Origin of the sequence: Hahella ganghwensis DSM 17046, from assembly GCF_000376785.1 — a bacterium.
GTDB classification, from domain to species: Bacteria; Pseudomonadota; Gammaproteobacteria; order Pseudomonadales; family Oleiphilaceae; genus Hahella; species Hahella ganghwensis.
Window position 1 is genome coordinate 25,948 of the sequence record NZ_AQXX01000093.1, and the last position, 21,559, is coordinate 47,506.

The window sequence follows — 21,559 nt, forward strand, 5'->3', positions numbered from 1 at the left end:
CTATGACGTCCGGCCAGATAAACCGCTGGCTAGCAAGGGGGTGATTTCTTCAGGTGCTAACGGGCGTGAAATGAAATAACCCTGCGCTACCTGGCACCCCAGCAGCTTGAGTGCCTTAAGAGTGGCTTCTGTTTCCACCCCCTCGGCTACTGTGGTGAGTTTCATGTCCTTCGCCAGTCGTAAACTGTGGACCAAAATCGACCTTGATTTCTCCCTGGTTCCAAAGTCTTTCACAAAGCACTTATCGATCTTGAGTTCATGGAATGGCAGGCCGTGTAACTGCTCCAGTGAGGCATAGCCAGTACCAAAATCATCGATCGATAATTTGAACTTCATCATTCGCAGGCGCGTCATATTGGTCAGCAATGTTGTCACATCACCTGTCAACATGGTTTCTGTGAGTTCACAAGTAATACATTGAGGCGGGATATCATATTCTGCTGCAAAGCGTGAAAGCCTTTCTGCAAAGCCTGAATCTCCCAGCACCCGGGACGAGAGATTAATTGAAATCGTGATGTCGTGTCCTTCCGAACGCCAGAGTTTTAACCACTTGAGCGATTCATCGATAACGATATCTGTCAGCCGATGGATCTGTTCAGTTTCTTCTGCGACTTTGATAAAACTGTCAGGGGCAAGAATCCCTTCTACGGGATGATTGATCCGCGCCAAAGCCTCCAGACCACAGATTTGTCGATTCCTCAGGTCGATTTGCGGCTGAAAATATACGCACAGCAGATTCCCTGAAATCGCTTCAGCCAACTCTGTAGCAGTCATTGAGACAGTGTCCTTGTCGGCGCTTTGGTATTTTTCCCTCTTTGTCTGTTCAATGAACTCTTTTAACTGTGCGGCAGTAACAGGCTTTTCAACAACACCGACAATATTAAGTCCATAGCGAGAAGCAATCGTTTCTGAAGAGTCCAGAACTTCCTTTTCCTCTGCACTCATGATGACCACAGCGACGCCGCTTTGAATATCAGCAAGCATTCGGAGAAAGGATAGTCCGTCTTCTTCAGGCATGTTGAGGTCACAAAAGATGATATCAAAGCCTTCTGAGGCACTATGGATTTCTTCTATCGCCCTTAGGCCATTCGTCGCTTTTACTGGCTCCTCAATTCCAAGCCCTTTTAAGGCTGCGGACATGATTGAAAGAGTTACTTCGTGATCATCTACGATTAACACCCGCGGCACAGTAATACTCTCCTGAGTTACTGGTCACAATTAACTCACACAACAGGAATCAGACCATTTTTTAGACAACTTATTGTATGACTACGAATATAGTAGAAAATCCGTTTTTAGAAAGCGTAAAAGAAGGTAATAAGTGTGACAAAATACTGACAGGCTGGAGAGGCTGAGCACTTTCTCCAGCTCAAATGGGCGGATTAAAAGGTTTTTGGGGCTTACTGTCGGATGGCGACAACTTATAACATTTTGATGGATTTTAAATTCTGTTAACAGCCGCTTTCGCAATATCGTTCAATCCCTCGCCTCCAGCCTCCGCAAATGATCGAATATCCTGTTTCATGGATTTGGCCCAGAATTTCCTGACATGGCTTGCCACAGCGTCTGCAGCACGCTCCAAATCATCGTCGTAGGCATTATTCACAGCGATCTGGTTGATCATTTTAACTAACTGCTGGTTTTTATCGTAGATCATACATCTTCCTCAATGAATAGCTTTCAACCCGGAAACAATCGCTAATAAACGACCTGACGCCCCTGCCGGGCAAAGCCGATTAAATTCATTCCTGTATTCCTGGCAGTTTCAACAGCCAGTCCTGTCGCACCGGATACCGCCACTAAAGTTGTGATACCGACAGTGGCAGCTTTATAGACCATTTCATAGCTGGCTCTGCTGGTCACCACCAGAAACCCTGATTCCGGCTTGATTTTTCGTATTGCCAGGGCGCCTATTAACTTATCCAATGCATTATGCCTTCCGACATCTTCTCGAATAGCCACCGGCTGGGCATCAAAACTCATCCAGGCGGCCGCATGGCAGGCACCGGTCATGAGCTGGATTCGCTGGCCTGAAGTGATACATTGAATGGCGTTTTGAATCGTCTGTGGGGAAGGCTTCTGTTGTCGCGTCACTGCCGGAACAGTCTTCAGGGTTTCCTCCAGAGATCGCTTGCCGCACAGCCCACAACCAGTCGGGCCGGCCATGGCTCGGTGTCTGGATTTTAACGAATGCATTCGTTCACCGTGGATATGAAGCTGCAAATCAAGCCCGATTGAGCGAGCGTCCCTGGTATCGTTGTTTTCAATAATATCGCAGCTGAACATTTCCTCTGGGTGGTGAATAATCCCTTCGGAAAGACTGAAACCAAGGGCAAAATCTTCAAGGTCCTGGGGTGTTGCCATCATGACCGCATGGGACACACCGTTATATACCAACGCAACAGGTCTCTCTTCCACAACAAAGTCAGTCAGATCCTCGGTTTCCCATCCGTTTTCTGAATTCGAGACAACGCTGACCCTTGTCTGCGAGAAACCTGCGTCCTGCCGGTTTACCCGAGATTTATCCGCTTGACTCCTTGGCATTGTCTCTATGCTCATTCAGTTACTCTTCTACTGGACTTGTCTGGTTTATTCCTCCCTGCAGTCGGTGTAGCAGACCAAAGACCTACTATCGCCGCTATTGAAAGCTGGCCTCAATACATGAGCTTGAATCCGTTGAGCGGGCAAGCCCGCTCTCCTTTAACTTTCCCACTGACTCTCATTACTAAAGTTTACCTGGTGACCATCACATCAACACTATATATAGGCCGCCGACACTTCTAGTGGGCATTCACCCCCCGGTTTCCGCGGTGGTGCTGTTCAGGAAATGACGCTGTTGTTGATCGAATTCCTGATGTCGCTGCTGCCAGTTTGATGGCTGTGTGACTCTCTCCACTTGCACGGCCGTGACTTTATACTCAGGACAGTTAGTTGCCCAGTCCGAATTATCCGTAGTGATGACATTGGCGCCACTACCCGGATGGTGGAATGTGGTATATACAACCCCCGGTTGCATGCGCGAACTGACGACTGCCCGCATCACCGTGTCTCCGGCCCGACTGGTAATACCCACCCAATCACCATGCCTGATACCGCGTTCCTCCGCATCATGTGGATGCAGCTCCAGAACATCTTCGTCATGCCAAATCTGATTATCAGTCCGTCGCGTCTGGGCGCCAACATTATACTGACTCAGAATACGCCCTGTCGTGAGCAATAGAGGGAACCTTCGGGTTGATCGTTCCTCGGTCGGAACATATTCAGTCAGAACAAAACGACCTTTTCCTATCGGAAAATCTTCCACGTGCATTATCGGTGTGCCCACAGGATGATCGTCATTACAAGGCCACTGAATACTTCCGAGTTGCTCCAGGCGCTGATAGTTCACGCCAGTAAAGGTTGGCGTGAGTCGGGATATTTCATCCATAATTTCCGATGGGTGGCCGTAATTCATTGGGTATCCCAGTGCGTTAGACAGATCCTGTGTCACTTCCCAGTCCTGCTTACCGGCGACCGGCGGCATAACCCTCCGCACCCGGCTGATCCTTCTCTCTGCGTTAGTAAATGTCCCGTCTTTCTCCAGGAATGATGAACCTGGCAAAAGCACATGGGCATACTTGGCCGTTTCGTTCAGAAACAGGTCTTGCACGATCAAACATTCGAGGGAGCTCAGCGCTTTCTGGACATGCTGGGTATTGGGATCTGATTGGGCAATATCCTCACCCTGCACATAGAGCCCCTTAAAGGTTCCTTCAATGGCGGCGTCGAACATGTTCGGAATACGCAGCCCCGGTTCATTGTCAATGTCCACGCCCCAGGCCTGTTCGAAGTTCTTCCGCAGTTCATCAACACCAACGTGCTGATAACCTGGAAGCTCATGAGGAAATGACCCCATATCGCAAGAGCCCTGAACATTATTCTGCCCGCGCAGCGGATTGACGCCCACGCCATCGCGGCCAATATTGCCTGTCGCCATGGCCAGATTGGCAATCCCCATGACCATGGTACTTCCCTGACTATGCTCTGTGACGCCCAACCCGTAATAAATGGCCGAATTACCTTTTTGTGCGTAAACACGCGCCGCTTTTCTCACCTGCGCTGCCGGTACTCCGGTAATGGACTCACTCGCTTCGGGGGAATTTCTCTCCTGAGCGATAAACTCTCGCCATTTGCTGTAAAGCGCCGTATCACAACGATTCTGGATAAACGCTTGATTCTCCAGATTTTCGGTCACAATCACGTGCCCCATGGCGTTCACCAGGGCCACGTTGGTACCGGGTCTGAGCGGTAGATGAATCGCTTCACCCAGATGAGGCGTCTTCAACAAATCAATATGACGAGGATCCGCCACGATCAGCTTGGCCCCCTGGCGTAGGCGCTTTCTCAGAAGAGAACCGAATACCGGATGCGCATCGGTGGGGTTAGCCCCGATGACCATGATCACATCGGATTCCATCACTGAATCAAATGTTTGAGTCCCCGCAGACTCGCCCAGAGTAGTTTTTAAACCGTAACCCGTGGGCGAATGGCAGACCCGTGCGCAAGTATCCGTGTTGTTGTTGCCAAACGCGGCCCTCACCAGTTTCTGCACCAGATAGGTTTCCTCGTTAGTGCAGCGCGAGGATGTGATACCACCGACACTTTCTCTGCCGTATTTGGCCTGAATGCCTTTGATTCGGTCGGCAGCAAACTGTATCGCATCCTCCCAACTCACTGGCTTCCAAGGCTGGTCGATACTGTCACGGATCATAGGCGTCGTCAGACGATCCTGATGGGTTGCATAACCAAAGGCGAATCGCCCTTTCACGCAGGAATGACCATGATTGGCAGCACCGCCCTTATATGGCGTCATGCGCACCAGTTGATTACCTTTCATTTCTGCCTTGAAAGAACAGCCCACACCACAATAGGCACAGGTGGTAACCACACTGTGATCAGGCTGGCCCTGATCAATAATGCTCTTCTCCATCAAGGTGGAGGTTGGACAAGTCTGCACGCAGGCACCGCAGGAAACACAATCGGACGCCAGAAAGTCTTCATTCTGACCTGCAGCTACCTTGGACTCGAATCCACGTCCCTGAATAGTTAATGCAAAGGTCCCCTGCACCTCTTCGCAGGCTCTGACGCAGCGGGAGCAGACAATGCATTTACTGGGATCAAAACTGAAATAAGGGTTACTGTGGTCTTTTTCCGCGTCCAGATGGTTATCACCACTGAACCCGTATCTCACCTCGCGCAGGCCAACGACACCGGCCATATCCTGTAGCTCACAGTTACCGTTGGCCGGACAGGTTAAGCAGTCGAGGGGATGGTCGGAGATGTACAGTTCCATGATGTTTCGGCGTAAGGTCGCCAACTTATCGTTCTGGGTGGTGACCTTCATGCCCTCTTCTGCGGGCGTCGTACATGAGGCGGGCATTCCGCGACGGCCTTCAATTTGAACCGCACACAAACGACAGGAACCAAAGGATTCCAGGTTATCACTGGCACAGAGTTTGGGGATTTGGATTCCGGCTAAAGCCGCAGCTCGTAAAACAGAGGTCCCTGCAGGTACAGTAACCTCAACGCCGTCAACCGACATAGTCACAGTAGTATCACTGTTTACAGCGGGTGTACCGAGATCAATATCTGCAAACGCGAGATTCTGACCGGCCTGAGGTTGGTAATATTCAATCATTTTTCGTCTCCTCAACTCCGCCCGGACGGCTTATCAAAGTCATCGGCAAAGTACTTCACCGCACTGCGTACCGGATTGGGTGTCATGCCACCCATTGCACAAAGAGACCCGAACTCCATGGTATCGCAAAGTTCATCGAGTAGGCGAAGATTGGCGTCACGGTTTTCATCTGCCACAATCCGGTCTATCACTTCCACACCCCGCGTTGAGCCGATTCTGCAGGGAGTGCATTTGCCGCAGGACTCTTCTACACAGAATTCCATGGCAAAACGGGCCTGTTCGGCCATGTCCACCTGATCATCAAAGACAACGATGCCGCCGTGTCCCAATACAGCACCTACGGCTGCGAAAGCCTCATAATCAAGCGGAGTATCCCATTGCTCCTCAGGCATATAAGCGCCCAGTGGCCCCCCCACTTGTATCGCCCGCATCGGTCGACCAGAAGCTGTCCCCTGACCGAAATCATCGAGTAATTCCTTAAGAGAGGTACCGAAGGCCAGCTCTACCATGCCTCCACAGTTAATATTGCCGGCAAGCTGAAATGCGAGAGTTCCCCGAGACCTGCCCATGCCGAAATCCGCATAGGCCTGGGCACCTTTATCAAGGATATAAGGCACTGCGGCCAGGGTAAGAACGTTATTCACAATCGTCGGTTGTCCGAACAAACCTTTGATGGCCGGTAATGGAGGCTTGGCCCTGACCATCCCCCGCTTGCCCTCCAGGCTGTCCAGCAATGAGGTTTCCTCACCACAGATGTAGGCACCGGCACCGAGTCTGACTTCCAGATGAAAGTTCTTGCCGGACCCCAGAATATCATTCCCCAGAAGTCCCGCATTCATGGCGCGAGTGATAGCTTCGTCCAGGATTTGGTGGGCTACAGGATATTCAGAACGCAAATAGATAAAGCCGTTCTCCGCACCGACCGCGATACCTGCGATGGTCATTCCTTCAATTAGGACATAGGGGTCCGCTTCCATGACCAGGCGGTCAGCAAAAGTGCCTGAATCTCCCTCGTCGGCGTTGCAGACTATGTACTTTTCTCCGCTGTATCGATTACCGGGGTTATCTGCACTGGCGTCCAGCACGGTCTGCCATTTTATACCGGCAGGGAACGCGGCTCCGCCGCGACCACGAAGTCCCGAGGCTTTAATTTCATCAACAATTTCCTGGGAGGTGATTTCCAGTGCTTTTTTCAAACCGGCATAACCATCCAGCGCCATATATTCTTCTATCGAAACAGGATCTGTAATACCCGCTCTAGCGAAGGTCAGACGCTGCTGTTTCTTCAGATAGGGAATTTCCTCCGTCTTGCCCAAATACAGCGGATGGCCGGAAGCGCCTTCCAGTAGCCCGTTATCAAGCAATGAGACGACATCTTCCTGCTGCACAGGACCATAGGCAACGCGCCCCTCCGGCGTGTCCACTTCGACCAGCGGTTCCAGCCAGAACATACCACGCGAGCCATTTCTAACAATCTCAGCGTCCAGACCTCTTTCCTGTATTGCCTCTTTCATGGCAAAAACAATATCTTCAGCGCCCAGAGAAAGTGCCGTGGTATCTCTTGGTATAAAAATCTTCGTCACGCTTTTCACCCTACTTTCTCAAGACCTGATACATTCACCGCGGCAGTCGTCAGTTCGTCGACAATCCGGTCAAAGCGTGCTGGCGTTACTCTACCAATAATACGGTTATCCACCCGGACACTTGGCCCACAGGCACAGTTCCCCAGGCAATAAACCGGTTCCAGTGTAATTTCCTGGTCTCTTGAAGTCTGGTGATAATACAGGCCTAAAGTGGCCTTGGCATGCTCTTCCAGCTCGCGACTGCCTCTCGCCTGACAAGCCTCTGCCCTGCATATCTGGACATGATGTGCACCACCTGGCTGGGTGCGGAATTCGTGGTAAAACGTGATGACGCCATGGATTTCTGCCCGGGTCTGTCCCAGAGCTTCGGCAATCTGGGTAATGGAATCGCTTGGGATGTATCCCAGTTGATTCTGAATTGCGTGCAGGATCGGCAGTAGAGCACCGGGTTTGTTCTTCAGCTTGACCAGAATACCGGCAATAATCTCGTCGGTATCTGAGGTGTCTGCCTGACGAAATTCCGGTTCCCGGTCTGCAGATGAGGAGGAAAGCTTGGTCATGGCTTGGTTCCAGGGAAGACTTCTAAGTACGTTCGTAATACCAGAGAGGTACCACTCCCGGCCAGCTTCTCGCTACCCGAACAGTGATACCTCCCTGCAGTTTCGAAACCATCGACGGTTTCAATGACTGACAGTTTACGCAGCCACCATTCCATGTGGGTCTATGACGAATTTCTTCGCCGCTCCTCCATCAAAGTCCGCGTAACCGGCAGGCGCCTGATCCAAAGTAATCATCTGGACATTCACCGCTTTGGCGATCTGGACCTTATCAAACAGTATCGCCTGCATCAGTTGCCGGTGGTATTTCATGACCGGGCACTGACCTGTGTGGAAAGAATGGGATTTCGCCCAACCCAGTCCAAACCGCATGCTGAGTGAACCGTGCTTGGCCGCATCATCAGTGGCACCCGGATCTTCGGTGACGTACAACCCTGGGATACCGATCTGACCGCCGGCGCGAGTCAGTTGCATGGCAGAGTTCAGCACCACAGCAGGCTGTTCAACATCGTGGTGACAACCGTGACAACGAGCTTCGAAGCCGACACAGTCCACGAAACAATCCACTTCCGGTTCACCCAGAATCTGCTCGATTCTCTCGGACAGCTCACCTTCCTCTCTCAGATCCAGGGTTTCACAGCCAAAGCTTCTGGCCTGCTCAAGACGCTCAGGAATCATGTCGCCAACGATCACGCAGGCGGCTCCCAATAGATGCGCAGAAGCTGCGGCGGCAAGTCCTACCGGGCCGGCACCGGCGATATAGACGGTTGAACCCGGTCCGACCCCTGCTGTCACACAGCCGTGGAAGCCCGTGGGGAAAATATCGGACAATAGAGTCAGATCACCAATTTTCTCAAGTGCCTGTTCTGCGTCCGGGAATTTCAACAGGTTGAAATCAGCATAAGGAACCATGACGTACTCGGCCTGACCACCGACCCATCCACCCATGTCTACATAACCATACGCAGCGCCGGGGCGAGCTGGATTTACATTCAGACAGATACCGGTTCTGCCTTCTTTACAGTTGCGGCAGCGACCACAGGCAATGTTGAATGGAACGGAGACAATATCACCGGGTTTCAGGAATTCCACATCACGGCCACATTCAATAATCTGACCGGTAATTTCATGCCCCAACACCAGACCTTGGGGTGCGGTTGTACGGCCACGAACCATATGCTGGTCGGAACCACAAATATTGGTGCTGATAACTTTCAGAATAACGCCGTGATCGCACTTGCGATTACCCAGCGCCAGTTTTGGAAAATCAATGGATTCTACAGCGACTTGGCCGGGGCCCTGATAGACCACCCCGCGGTTTGAATGATGGCTGCTCATACCTTTTCCTTTTTATTTTCTCTGTGGGTTTGCCGTCTATGAGAGGTGCAACAATTCACCCGACTAAACGTCCTTCTACTCTATCGAGAGCTATAAAACCCAACATGCTCGATAGCGACATGTTCATTGTATTTCTGAACCTGTCGGCGACACGCCGTTTTTAGGCAATAACTGTCTATTTATTAATCAGATATATGCTTGAAGAGTAAGTTGAACGTCGATGACAGAAGCCCTTCACTCCTTATTTTTTCTATAGCTGCCAGTGATTTAGGTAAATATACGTATCAAAATGTAAAATTATCGGCTGAAGGGGAATTTTGGGTTTTACGTATGTCGCTAAGTGGATATTATGGTCGCTATCGGACCGGGTTTGAGGTAAATGATGTCGCTTTTAGGCAAATAGACAAACAAGGCCAGTTGTAATATCGCATCACCTCATGACGATTCATCGATAGAGAGTATGTCGCATGGGCCTTTCAGGGACCTCTTTTGTGTCGCTTTTCGGCAGACACAAATCAGGTGAGAAAAGGCAGCAGGCAGCATATTTGTGATTCTCTATATGAAGGATACCGAGAGAAAACAAAAATAAACTGGGGTCCCGATGCTGTATCTGGCTGTTTATCAGTCTGATTATGCAAAGCCCCCTCCATTGGCGAACAGCGTAGCTTAAATTATTAAGCCTGTTATGCAGCCTTAGCGATAAGGCGGAGGAGTTTGTATCCATGAATGACTTTTCTTCTCAGTCCAGACAAGACGGCCCCAAGCCCTTTCGTGTTGGATTTCTCCTGATCGACAACTTTACTCTGATTGCTCTGGCATCGTCTATCGAACCGCTCAGAATGGCCAATCAGCTCTCCGGAAACGAACTATACACCTGGCAGTTGCTGTCTGCCGATGGCAACCCTGTGGGTGCGAGCGACGGCATTTCCATCGGAGCCGATGCCTCCATCACCACCAAAGACAACTTTGACGTGGTGATCGTGGTCGGCGGCGTCGATATCACCCGCAGTTTCAACCAGAAAGAAGTGACCTGGCTACAGTCACAGGCACGCAAGCATGTCATGCTGGGTGCTGTCTGCACTGGCGCCTATGTGCTTGCCAGCGCCGGTCTGTTAAACGGCTATTCCTGCAGCGCCCATTGGGAATGCCTGGCTGCTCTGCAGGAACAGTTCCCCAAGGTTAACTGCACCAATCGCCTGTACACCCTGGATCGTGACCGTATGACCTGCACCGGCGGTGGAGCGCCACTGGACATGATGCTGAGCATGGTCACCCGCCAACACGGCAAAGCACTGACCGGCGCTATCTGCGACATGTTTGTCTGTGACCGCGTACGGTCAGACAGCGAACAGCAAAGAGTCCCTCTGCGCCGACTGCTGACGCCAGCCCAGCCAAAACTCGCTGAAATCACCGAGCTGATGGAAAACAACATCGAAGAGCCGATTGAACTGGAAGAGCTGGCGACCTTTGTCGGCGTATCCAGGCGTCAACTGGAAAGATTGTTCCTGAAGCATCTTGGCTGCACTCCCTCACGCTACTACCTGAAACTAAGACTTGATCGCGCTCGCCAGTTGCTGAAGCAGACCACGAGGTCCATCATCGAGATTTCAGCCATGTGTGGCTTTGTCTCCCCGCCTCACTTCAGCCGTTGTTACCGCAAATACATCGGAATTTCTCCGAAAGAAGAACGGGCAGCAGTCTGGGCATTGAAACAGGTGGATACCGCCGCAGCTAATATGGCCGGCTATGACGTTAACCCAGCGCACCCATCAAGATCGTCTCAAGCTCTGCGCGCAGCCAAGGCTGAACCCAGCTATGGAGCGGTGAACTTTATGGCCGCCCCCATGCGGTTTACTCCTCCGGAAAATACGGTTATCACTGCAGATGTCGCCATTCTGACCGACCCGACCTGATCGGACCTTGACGGAACCACATCTACAAAACATGAGTGCGGGTTAAACAACCCGCTCTTTTCTTTTTTTGACGTCTTTCCAGCTTATATCCATTCACCGTCACCCCAAATGACGGATCATCCTCACCCTCTCCAAAACCCCTGAACCACAACGTCTGGCAGCATTTTTACCCCTATCTCCGCCAAAGTATTTTTTTATTTCCCAAACTTGCCGATTTTGGTATCGGTGCTGTCGTTTCCAGTGAATTTAGGCAAAAACATGCCCGATATACTCACTTCATCAATGAATGCCAAAAGCCTTCATTTTTCTGAATGAACGCGGATAACAGGTAAAGGGTGAGCAGATGAACGCAGCCGAGTTGCACAAGGATTCCATCATCATCGATGGTTTGATTATCGCCAAATGGAACCGGGAGCTGTTTGAAGATATGAAAAAAGGCGGATTGACGGCTGCGAACTGCACAGTCTCCGTCTGGGAAGGCTTCCAGAATACCGTCAACAACATTGTGGAAATGAACCACCTGATCGAGGAAAACAGCGATCTGGTAATGAAGGTTCACACTACCGACGACATTCGCAAGGCAAAAGCTGAAGGCAAGACCGGCATTATGATGGGCTTCCAGAATGCCCACGCCTATGAGGATCAGATCGGTTACGTTCAGGTTTTCAAGGATCTCGGCGTCGGTGTGGTGCAAATGTGCTACAACACCCAAAACCTGATCGGTACCGGCTGCTATGAGCGCGACGGTGGATTATCAGATTTCGGACGCGAGATCGTGGCTGAAATGAACCGTGTCGGCGTCATGTGCGATCTCTCCCATGTCGGCAGCAAGACTTCCGAAGAAGTTATTCTGGAGTCCAAAAAACCTGTCTGCTACTCCCACTGTCTGCCCTCCGGACTGAAAGACCATCCCCGCAACAAGTCTGACGAAGAGCTCAAGTTTATCGCAGACCACGGTGGTTTTATCGGCGTGACCATGTTCGCGCCTTTCCTGAAAAACGGCATCAACTCTTCCATTGAAGACTATGTGGAAGCCATTGAATACATCGTCAACATTGCCGGTGAAGATCAGGTCGGCATTGGGACTGATTTCACCCAGGGGCATGACAAGCAATTCTTTGAATGGCTCACGCACGACAAAGGTTATGCCCGCCGCCTGACCAACTTCGGAAAGATCGTGAATCCTGAAGGTATCCGTACCGTCGGCGAATTCCCTAATCTGACAGAGGCGTTACTGCGCCGCGGCTTCTCGGAAACAGCCGTGCGCAAGATCATGGGCGAAAACTGGGTAAGAGTATTGGCAGACGTTTGGGGTGAGTAACCCCTTGCCGGTACCAAAAACGAATTTCAAATAAGTAGAAAAGGTGAATATAACGATGGGAAGCCACGCTCCTGAAATGCCGATCATGGTAGACGATGAAACCGGCGTCTGGATGACCGATGCACTGCCGATGCTTTACGTACCAAGACACTTCTTCGTCAATAATCATATGGCCATCGAAGAGGAACTGGGACCTGAACGCTATGCGGACATTCTGTACAAGGCCGGCTATAAGTCCGCCTGGTACTGGTGCGAGAAGGAAGCAGAAGCTCATGGCCTGAGCGGCGATGCGGTATTTGAACACTATATGAAGCGGCTTTCCCAACGGGGCTGGGGCATATTCAGCATTGAAAACCTGAATATCAAAGAAGGATATGCCAGGGTTCGCCTGGATCATTCAGCCTTCGTTTATCAATACGGAAAAGTGAACCGCAAAGTCGATTATATGTTTACCGGCTGGTTTGCCGGCGCGATGGACCAGATTGCTGAATCCCTTGGGTACAGCGTCAAAACTGTCGCAGAACAGATTCAATGTGCCGCCGAGGACGGGGTGGACTATGGAGTGTTCGAAGTAACACCAAAGGCTGACTGAGGAACAAGTCGGAACTGACGGTTTGGTCTTTCCCTTAAAAGGCTTTCGAATGGTGTGATGTCACACCATAGGTAAACGCAAGATAAGAATGGATGGGGTAACACATGTCCCAATTTGAAGCACTCTTCCGCCCACTGAACATCAACAAGCTGACGATCCGTAACCGGGTGGTCAGTACAGCCCACGCAGAGGTTTATGCCACTGACGGCGGCATGACCACAGATAGATATGTCAAATACTATGAAGAAAAAGCCAAAGGCGGCTGTGGTCTGTGTATCTGTGGCGGTTCGAGTGTCGTAGCCATCGACAGCCCCCAAAGCTGGTGGAAATCCGTCAATCTGTCTACTGACAGAATCATCCCCCACTTCCAGAATCTTGCGGATGCCGTGCATAAGCATGGCGGAAAGATCATGATCCAGATCACCCACATGGGACGTCGTTCCCGCTGGGACGGTGAAAACTGGCCTAACCTGATGTCTCCTTCCGGAATCCGTGAGCCGGTGCATCGTGCCACCTGTAAAACCATCGAAGAGGAAGAAATCTGGCGCGTCATCGGTGATTTCGCCAAAGCGGCGGGACGCGCCAAGGCCGGCGGACTGGACGGTGTTGAACTATCAGCGGTTCACCAGCACATGATCGACCAATTCTGGTCTCCCCGTGTGAACAAGCGTACCGACCAATGGGGCGGCACTTTCAAAAACCGTATGCGTTTCGGCATTGAAGTGCTGAAAGCCGTGCGCGAAGAGGTTGGCCCGGACTTTGTCGTCGGTCTGCGTATCTGTGGTGACGAATTCCATCCAGACGGTCTGTCACATGATGACATGAAGCAGATTGCCAAATACTACAACGACACCGGCATGATCGATTTCTTCGGCGTGGTCGGTTCCGGTTGTGACACTCACAACACCCTCGCCAATGTTATCCCGAACATGACCTACCCACCCGAGCCCTTCCTGCACCTGGCTGCCGGAATCAAAGAGGTGGTAGATGTCCCGGTAATCCATGCCCAGAACATCAAAGACCCAAATCAGGCCCAGCGTATTCTGGAAGCCGGTTACGTGGACTTTGTCGGTATGACTCGGGCCCACATTGCTGATCCGCACATTATTGCCAAGATCAAAATGAATCAGGTGGACCAGATTCGCCAATGCGTCGGTGCGAACTACTGTATTGACCGTCAGTATCAGGGTCTTGATGTACTTTGCATCCAGAATGCCGCGACTTCACGTGAGTACATGGGCATTCCTCACATCATCGAGAAAACCGAAGGACCCAAGCGCAAGGTACTTGTTATCGGTGGAGGCCCCGGTGGCATGGAAGCAGCCCGTGTCGCAGCCGAACGGGGACATGAAGTCATTCTGGTAGAAAAAGCTGATGAACTCGGCGGCCAGATCACCATTGCCTCCAAAGCTCCTCAACGTGATCAGATTGCCGGTATTACCCGCTGGTTTGCCCTTGAGCTTGCGCGTTTGGGCGTTGAACTTCGTCTGGGCACAGCGGCAAATGCCGACATGATTCGGGATATCCGCCCGGACGTCTGCATTTTGGCCACTGGTGGCGTGCCATTTATCGAGCAGAATCCCGAATGGGGAGCTGATGAAGGCCTGGTCGTATCCTCCTGGGATATTCTGAACGGCACTGTGGAGCCAGGTAAAAACGTGCTGGTCTATGACACCATTTGTGAGTTCTCCGGAATGTCCGCGGCTGACTATCTGGCATCCAAAGGCTCGCTGGTAGAACTGGTCACCGATGACATCAAACCAGGTGTCGGTATCGGTGGAACCACCTTCCCTACCTATTACCGCAGCCTGTATGAGAAAGAAGTCATCATGACCTCTGATTTCATGCTGGAGAAAGTCTACCGGGAGGGAGACAAAGTGGTAGCGGTGCTGGAAAACGAATACACCGGCCAGAAAGAAGAGCGCGTCGTGGACCAGATCGTCGTGGAAAACGGCACGCGTCCGAACGAAGCGCTCTACTATGAACTGAAAGCGGAATCCGTTAACAAGGGACAGATCGATGTGGAGGCTCTGTTCGACTGCAAAGCGCAGCCGGTACTGGCTGAAGCAGGCAACGGCATGATTTTGTGGCGCCTGGGAGACTGCGTATCTCAACGCAATACTCACGCTGCGATCTATGATGCCATGCGTCTGTGTAAGGATCTTTAATCCGAGCGATATGCATACAGCAAAAACCTAGCGGAAGAAAGAGACATGATCCTTGACTGGTTACTCCCACTACTCCTGGCGATCGCGCTGGGCCTGATGGCCATCGGAGCCATCAGACGGGTCAGCCTCTGGCGAGCCGGCCAGGCTGAGCCCGTAAATATCATCACCGGCCTGATGGCCATGCCCCGGCGCTATCTGGTGGACCTGCACCATGTAGTTGCCCGGGACAAATACATGTCCAATACCCACGTCGCCACGGCGGGTGGGTTTGTTCTGTCACTGGCGCTGATTATCCTGGTCCATCTGTTCGGACTGGACAATCAGGTGCTGTCCTGGGCGCTGCTTGGCGCAACAACATTAATGTTTACCGGGGCACTGTTTGTCTTCAAACGTCGCACGCAACCGCCACAGAGACTCTCCAAAGGTCCGTGGATGCGCCTGCCAAAGAGCCTTCTGGTATTTGCCGTGACATTTTTTATTGTCACCCTGCCCGCGGCAGGCATTCTGCCTGAAAACTTCGGTGGCTGGGTCCTGGCGGTACTGCTGACGGCCGGTATTATCTACGGTCTTGGCGAAATGGTATTCGGTATGACCTGGGGAGGCCCCATGAAGCACGCCTTCGCCGGCGCCCTTCACCTGGCTTTTCACCGTCGCCCCGAACGTTTTGACGGCGGCCGCTCCACAGGGTTGAAACCGGTCAATCTGGCCGCTGACTCCCTCGGTGTCGCCAAACCCAAAGACTTCAAATGGAACCAATTGCTTGGATTCGACGCCTGTGTACAGTGTGGACGTTGTGAGGCCGTCTGCCCGGCTTTCGCGGCAGGTCAGCCCCTGAACCCCAAGAAACTGATTCAGGATATGGTGGTGGGTCTGGCAGGCGGTACGGATGCCAAATATGCCGGCTCTCCCTACCCTGGTGTTGAGGTTGGTCAGGCACAAGGAAGCCCAGAAAAGATCATCACTGAAGGCCTGGTCAAAGCAGATACCCTCTGGTCCTGCACAACCTGTCGCGCCTGTGTGGAAGAATGCCCAATGATGATTGAGCATGTGGATGCCATTGTGGACATGCGCCGCTTCCTCACTCTGGAAAAAGGTGAAACGCCAAACAAAGGTGCGGAAGTACTGGAAAACCTGATCGCCACGGATAACCCTAACGGATTCGATCCACAAAGCCGCACAAACTGGGCGGCGGATCAGAACCTCCCATTGATGGCAGAGGTTAAAGAAGCGGATGTACTGTTCTGGGTCAGCGACGGTGCCTTTGACATGCGTAGTCAGCGTATCCTGAAAGCCTTCGTCAAAGTCCTGAAGGCGGCGAATGTAAACTTCGCTGTGCTTGGTGACGAAGAACGTGACTCCGGCGATGTCGCCCGTCGTCTGGGTGACGATGCCACCTTCCAGACATTGGCAAAACACAATATAGATGTGATGAATCAGTATCGGTTCAAGCGTATTGTCACCACCGATCCCCACGCATTTCATGTATTGAAAAATGAATACGGAGATTTTGGCGGCCAGTACGAAGTACTTCATCACACCACCTTTATCAATGAACTGGTAAAACAGGGCAAATTACGCCTGGATCAGTTCAAAGGCGGCAATGTCACCTATCATGATCCCTGCTATCTCGGTCGCTACAACGGAGAGTACGACTCCCCTCGTGAGCTGCTGAAAGTATTGGGTATCGAATTGAAAGAAATGGAACGCTCTGGCTATCGGTCACGCTGCTGCGGTGGCGGAGGCGGCGCTCCCATTACCGACATTCCCGGCGAGCGTCGTATTGCAGACATGCGTATGGAAGATGCCAAAGCGGTCGGCGCCGAAGTGGTTGCCGTGGGTTGTCAGCAATGCACCGCCATGCTCGAAGGCGTGGTGGAGCCACGCCCGGAAATCAAGGATATCGCTGAACTGGTGTCCGAAGCGCTGATCGAGGAGGTACACTGATGTCCGACGTGATAAGACGTGACCCCAGAGCCGAACGCATTGCCAGAAATCGTTTGCATCCGTTGCATCAATCCCTTGTAGGTGCGGCAACTGAGCAAAGAGGACCTACTGGTCTTCTGCGCAAAGATCCACGTGCCGGCTATTTTATGGGGCCCAATGGGCTCAGACGAATCGATCGCTCCGGAGCCAGTCACCCTGGTGCAGCCACGCGCGTTCAGCGCGGTACCGGTGGCGGAGTCAGCACTGAGCCGACACTACCTCTGCATCAGGTTGAAAACCCGGACAACTTCATTGTCTGTGTGCTGGATATGGTCGGAGGTCGACTTACCAGTCATGACAAAGATGTGTTGGGCCAGGCACATATTCTGGCCAAATCATCAGCTCAAACGACTGCTGTCACAGCTGTGGTATTTGGCGATCACCGGGAAGAAGCTTTGGATAAGGCCGGGGTGGACCGCCTCATACACTTTGAAAACTCTGATGCCAACCATTACCAGGGTTATTGTCCTGAGCAGAAACTTGCTGCACTGCAGAGCGTTGAATCACAATTGGCCCCTGGTCATTGGCTGTTCCCTGACAGTATCCACGGCGGTGCAGACCTCGGCTGTCGACTGGCGGCCCGTATCGGCGAACGACCAGCCAATCATGCCTGGCAGGTGGATAGTGAAAACACCATATGCCGGGGAGGCTCTGATCGGATCGATATCAAACGGCAAACTCCTAGAATTCTTCTACTGGCGGAAGAGTGTGCCATGCCAATCGATGAGACACGTCATGAAGTTCTGGCACTGGATGTGGAACACTTGGTTACCCCAGATCAACACATCCAGGATCTTGGCGCTGTCGATGTTGATCCCTCCCAGATTCCTCTGGCAGAAGCGGAATTCATTCTCTCAGCCGGTAACGGCGTCAAGGACTGGGATCAGTTTCATGATGTTGCTTCGACTCTCGGAGCAACCGAAGGCGCCAGTCGTGTGGCGGTGGATGATGGCTTTATGCCACGCTTCCGCCAGGTCGGTGCAACCGGCATCTGGGTCACCGCGAGGGTTTATGTGGCCGTCGGGATTTCCGGTGCAATTCAGCATCTCCAGGGTATTGGTCAGTGCGAGAAAGTGGTTGCAATTAATACCGACCCCGGCTGCGATATGGTGAAACGAGCGGATCTGACCGTTATCGGCAAGAGCCAGGACATCCTGGCTGAACTGTTGCGACTTTATAAGGAACGCCAGTCCGGCGTTTCAGATGACTCCGCGACGCTGAGCGATAAAACTGAATCTGATGAATCCGTAGAGGATCAAAATAAGGAGGCCCGCCGTGTTGCCTGACGCTAACTCCTCCAACACTCCTGTGTCCTCTGGCCTCAAAGTCGCGGCGCTGGTATCTGTAGGTCAGCATCCCAAATCCGGACGCCCGAGAAGAGCTGACCAGGATGCCCGTGCTGTTGAAATGGGTATCCGCCTCTGCGGAGAGCATCTGAGCCTGGTTCATGCCGGCCCGGAAGGAAAAGGTGACATCCGGGAACAGGCGCTAAGGCAATATCTGGGGATGGGCATCAAAGGGTTGACCATTCTCCATCAGCAGGAAGGTTCCGATGCCTTGCCTGCCCTGGCGTCGCATTTCAAGGATCAGGGCGCGGATATTATTCTTGCCGGCATGCGGGCCGAAAGTGGAGAAGCCTCCGGGATGCTGCCCTACCTTCTGGCCGACAGACTCGGCTGGCCGATTGTTTCATCAGTCGCGGACATCATCAGCATCAATGAGAACGATGCTGAAATTCTGCAGGCCCTGCCGCGGGGACAACGACGAAAGTTACGGGTTTCTGTTCCCTTTGTGGCAACCGTCGATCAGGCCGCGCAAATTCCCCGTCAGATTGCCTTCGGACCAAGCCAACGGGGTCATCTCAAGGGACAGGAATCGATTGATGAGATTGATCAAGTAAAGTCCGACTGGGAAGAAACACCCGCCAGGAAACGTCCAAAACGACTGAACATCAAGAAGGCCAAGTCAGCCGCTGATCGGTTCAAGGCTGCGACAGCCAAGCCCCAGGGCGAAGGCGGCAAAATTATGAAGGATGAAAGCAGTCAGGAAAAAGCACAAGCCATACTCGACCTGCTCGTCAGCGAAGGAATCGTTAAATAGCATTTCCTACTAACCGGCCACTCTCTTTTTGCAACGAGAAACGTTGCCTCTCAACTTCAGGGGTAAATTTCAGACACCTTTTTTTTGAAATTTACCCCAGGACTTCGCACTTGAGAATGACCTTTAATTGAAGGTAAAACCCTCAAGTCCCCATTAGCCGAGCCTTTGCTCGGCTCTTTTTATTATATACATATCATATAGTTATAGACTTTTATTAATGTATTTTATAGACACTGTATCCCAAGACGACCTCTGCGCCGCCTAACGGCAAGTGACGTTTACGGATAGCTTTTCGTGAGCTTATGTCGTTTGCAGAGAAACGCTTGCCGCGCAACTCCCCGATACTGAATTTTAGGTCAGGCTCTTCTGATCTTTTCACTTAATTACAAGAAAATTCACGATCAAATAACTCTGCGAGGAATGATTGGATGAATGACAAGTCGCAGTTGTCCTCCGGGATCGATGAGTACGACATCGATTACAAAGCCGGTCAGGATAACATTCAGATTATGGGGTTGGATGTCCATAACCCCGTTTTTGGGACCAGTGCCCTATTAATACTTCTCTTTATTATCGGAACACTCATGTTTCCGGCAGATGCAAAGGAAATGCTCACCGGAGCTCGTTCCTGGTCTATCGCCAATTTCGACTGGCTGTTTATGATTGCCGGCAACATCTTTGTGATCTTCTGTTTCGCGTTAATTTTCCTCCCCGTTGGAAAAATCAGACTTGGCGGGCAGGATGCCAAACCAGAGTTCTCCCGTGCCTCCTGGTTTGCCATGTTATTTGCAGCCGGCATGGGAATCGGTTTGATGTTCTGGAGTGTGGCTGAGCCGGTGGCGTATTACACCGACTGGTACGGCACACCACTGAATGTTGACCCCAATACTCCAGAAGGAAAATCTCTCGCTCTGGGCGCTACCATGTTCCACTGGGGTCTTCACCCCTGGGCCATGTATGGCGTGGTCGCACTGGCTCTGGCCTTCTTTACGTACAATAAAGGCCTGCCACTGACTATCCGCTCTGCGTTCTTCCCGATTCTTGGAAATCGTGTCTGGGGCCCGATTGGTCATGTTATTGACATCGTTGCGGTGGTAGCGACGATTTTCGGTCTTGCCACTTCACTGGGATTCGGTGCACAACAGGCATCCAGTGGCTTGAGCTTCCTCTATGGCTTTGAAAGTGGAATCAGTACTCAGATCGCCATCATCGTCATCGTCACCGCAATCGCCCTGGTATCGGTCATCCGCGGTCTGGATGGCGGCGTTAAGGTTCTCAGTAACATCAATATGGCCATTGCCGTTCTTTTACTGGGCTTCGTTATTCTGGCAGGCTCACTCACCGGCTTCCTGTCCAACTTTGCGACGCTGATGGGTTCTTATGTGGAAAATATCGTTCCTCTGAGTAACTGGATCGGTCGTGAAGATGAGACCTGGTTCCACGGCTGGACCGTTTTCTATTGGGCCTGGTGGATTTCCTGGTCGCCATTCGTCGGCATGTTCATCGCAAGGGTCTCCAAAGGCCGCACCGTTCGCGAATTCATGACGGCTGTATTGCTGATCCCGACCCTGATCTGCGGTATCTGGATGGCAGCATTTGGTGGTAATGCTTTGGATCAGATCCAGGCGAATATCGGTGAGTTGACCAAAGGTGTCGGCGATGTCTCACTGACCATGTTCCACATGCTTGAGAATCTGCCATTGTCCAGTCTGATGTCTACTCTGGCCATCGTCCTGGTATTAGTGTTCTTCATTACTTCCTCTGACTCCGGATCACTGGTCATTGATGGTATTACCGCCGGCGGTAAACAAGATGCGCCAGTGGCACAACGCGTTTTCTGGGCTGTCATGGAAGGTGTCATCGCAGGAACTCTGCTATTTGGCGGTGGAGCTGATGCACTGGGCGCTCTTCAGGCAGGAGCAGTCACCGTAGGGTTGCCATTCACCCTCGTGCTTTTGATCATGTGTATTGGGCTTTATAAGGGTCTTCACACAGATTATCGTACGATCCCTGTTTATCAGACCTGATGCGGCTCTCTATTTAACTTTTTAAACGCTTCTGAATAGAGTATTTATAGTTAAGGAGGCTCTGAATAACTCCCCAAATCAGTCATAATACGGCCAACTTCACTCATCAGGAATACTATCCATGGATCAGATGACTTTCTCCGAAGCTGAATACCAGAATAAGAAGCGTAAGACCCGCCGGGAAATCTTTCTGGAGCGAATGGATAAGCTGATCCCATGGAAACGCATGGAAAAGAAGATCGCCCGCTATTACCCCAAGGGCGAGAACGGCCGCCCTCCGTATCCGTTATCCACCATGCT

At 51.8% G+C, this 21,559-nt stretch carries 16 protein-coding genes; 9 read left to right on the plus strand and 7 right to left on the minus strand.

Annotated features, from left to right (window positions below):
* The 7 genes from F566_RS0107865 to fdhA all read right to left on the minus strand — a co-directional run bounded on the left by F566_RS0107865 (nt 1) and on the right by fdhA (nt 9,155).
* Nucleotides 1–1,188 (minus strand): two-component system response regulator, encoded by a 1,188-nt coding sequence (locus F566_RS0107865; protein WP_020406444.1) that lies wholly within the window; start codon nt 1,186–1,188, stop codon nt 1–3.
* A 253-nt stretch (nt 1,189–1,441) separates the two neighbouring features.
* Nucleotides 1,442–1,657, minus strand: a complete 216-nt coding sequence (locus F566_RS0107870) for a formate dehydrogenase subunit delta (protein ID WP_020406445.1) — start codon at nt 1,655–1,657, stop codon at nt 1,442–1,444.
* A 41-nt stretch (nt 1,658–1,698) separates the two neighbouring features.
* The gene (fdhD, locus tag F566_RS0107875; RefSeq protein WP_020406446.1) at nt 1,699–2,559 is read right to left on the minus strand and encodes a formate dehydrogenase accessory sulfurtransferase FdhD; all 861 of its coding nucleotides are present in this window, start codon (nt 2,557–2,559) and stop codon (nt 1,699–1,701) included.
* A gap of 232 nt (nt 2,560–2,791) precedes the next feature.
* Nucleotides 2,792–5,677, minus strand: coding sequence for a formate dehydrogenase subunit alpha (fdhF, locus tag F566_RS0107880; protein ID WP_020406447.1), 2,886 nt, complete (start codon nt 5,675–5,677; stop codon nt 2,792–2,794).
* Nucleotides 5,678–5,688: 11 nt separating this feature from the next.
* Nucleotides 5,689–7,269: a formate dehydrogenase beta subunit gene (locus tag F566_RS0107885; protein ID WP_020406448.1), complete on the minus strand. Its 1,581-nt coding sequence runs from the start codon at nt 7,267–7,269 to the stop codon at nt 5,689–5,691.
* Complete coding sequence (locus F566_RS0107890; RefSeq protein ID WP_020406449.1) at nt 7,266–7,820, minus strand: formate dehydrogenase subunit gamma; 555 nt, start codon at nt 7,818–7,820, stop codon at nt 7,266–7,268. Before F566_RS0107890 ends, F566_RS0107885 begins: the two co-directional genes overlap by 4 nt.
* 135 nt (nt 7,821–7,955) lie before the next feature.
* Nucleotides 7,956–9,155 carry a formaldehyde dehydrogenase, glutathione-independent gene (fdhA, locus tag F566_RS0107895; RefSeq protein WP_020406450.1) on the minus strand — a complete coding sequence of 400 codons (1,200 nt, stop codon included), beginning with the start codon at nt 9,153–9,155 and terminating at the stop codon, nt 7,956–7,958.
* 722 nt (nt 9,156–9,877) lie between these two features.
* Between fdhA and gbdR the strand changes: the two genes are divergently transcribed.
* The 9 genes from gbdR to F566_RS38425 form a co-directional block, all read left to right on the plus strand.
* Entirely contained in the window at nt 9,878–11,068 is a 1,191-nt protein-coding gene (gene gbdR / locus F566_RS0107900; protein WP_020406451.1) for a choline metabolism transcriptional regulator GbdR, read from the plus strand.
* A 343-nt stretch (nt 11,069–11,411) separates the two neighbouring features.
* Nucleotides 11,412–12,389 (plus strand): dipeptidase, encoded by a 978-nt coding sequence (locus F566_RS0107905; protein WP_020406452.1) that lies wholly within the window; start codon nt 11,412–11,414, stop codon nt 12,387–12,389.
* 55 nt (nt 12,390–12,444) lie between these two features.
* Entirely contained in the window at nt 12,445–12,981 is a 537-nt protein-coding gene (locus F566_RS0107910) for a 4-vinyl reductase (protein ID WP_020406453.1), read from the plus strand.
* A 104-nt stretch (nt 12,982–13,085) separates the two neighbouring features.
* Nucleotides 13,086–15,149 carry a dimethylglycine demethylation protein DgcA gene (dgcA, locus tag F566_RS0107915; RefSeq protein WP_020406454.1) on the plus strand — a complete coding sequence of 688 codons (2,064 nt, stop codon included), beginning with the start codon at nt 13,086–13,088 and terminating at the stop codon, nt 15,147–15,149.
* 48 nt (nt 15,150–15,197) lie between these two features.
* Nucleotides 15,198–17,093 carry a (Fe-S)-binding protein gene (locus F566_RS32255; RefSeq protein ID WP_051085287.1) on the plus strand — a complete coding sequence of 632 codons (1,896 nt, stop codon included), beginning with the start codon at nt 15,198–15,200 and terminating at the stop codon, nt 17,091–17,093.
* Nucleotides 17,093–18,418, plus strand: coding sequence for an electron transfer flavoprotein subunit alpha (gene etfA, locus F566_RS32260; protein WP_020406456.1), 1,326 nt, complete (start codon nt 17,093–17,095; stop codon nt 18,416–18,418). The genes F566_RS32255 and etfA overlap by 1 nt, the downstream gene beginning before the upstream one ends.
* A complete protein-coding gene (gene etfB / locus F566_RS0107930; protein WP_020406457.1) occupies nt 18,408–19,232 on the plus strand; it encodes an electron transfer flavoprotein subunit beta in 825 nt (274 codons plus the stop codon). Before etfA ends, etfB begins: the two co-directional genes overlap by 11 nt.
* Nucleotides 19,233–19,660: 428 nt before the next feature.
* Nucleotides 19,661–21,259 (plus strand): BCCT family transporter, encoded by a 1,599-nt coding sequence (locus F566_RS0107935; protein WP_020406458.1) that lies wholly within the window; start codon nt 19,661–19,663, stop codon nt 21,257–21,259.
* Between the two features lie 130 nt (nt 21,260–21,389).
* A partial coding sequence (locus tag F566_RS38425) for a transposase (protein WP_483788245.1) occupies nt 21,390–21,559 on the plus strand: 170 nt, incomplete at its 3' end.

Coding starts and splice junctions, on each gene's coding strand:
- F566_RS0107870 (WP_020406445.1), bottom strand. CDS start 1,657: ATGATCTACGATAAAAACCAGCAGTTAGTTAAAATGATCAACCAGATC.
- fdhD (WP_020406446.1), bottom strand. CDS start 2,559: ATGAGCATAGAGACAATGCCAAGGAGTCAAGCGGATAAATCTCGGGTA.
- fdhF (WP_020406447.1), bottom strand. CDS start 5,677: ATGATTGAATATTACCAACCTCAGGCCGGTCAGAATCTCGCGTTTGCA.
- F566_RS0107890 (WP_020406449.1), bottom strand. CDS start 7,820: ATGACCAAGCTTTCCTCCTCATCTGCAGACCGGGAACCGGAATTTCGT.
- fdhA (WP_020406450.1), bottom strand. CDS start 9,155: ATGAGCAGCCATCATTCAAACCGCGGGGTGGTCTATCAGGGCCCCGGC.
- gbdR (WP_020406451.1), top strand. CDS start 9,878: ATGAATGACTTTTCTTCTCAGTCCAGACAAGACGGCCCCAAGCCCTTT.
- F566_RS0107905 (WP_020406452.1), top strand. CDS start 11,412: ATGAACGCAGCCGAGTTGCACAAGGATTCCATCATCATCGATGGTTTG.
- F566_RS0107910 (WP_020406453.1), top strand. CDS start 12,445: ATGGGAAGCCACGCTCCTGAAATGCCGATCATGGTAGACGATGAAACC.
- dgcA (WP_020406454.1), top strand. CDS start 13,086: ATGTCCCAATTTGAAGCACTCTTCCGCCCACTGAACATCAACAAGCTG.
- etfA (WP_020406456.1), top strand. CDS start 17,093: ATGTCCGACGTGATAAGACGTGACCCCAGAGCCGAACGCATTGCCAGA.
- F566_RS0107935 (WP_020406458.1), top strand. CDS start 19,661: ATGAATGACAAGTCGCAGTTGTCCTCCGGGATCGATGAGTACGACATC.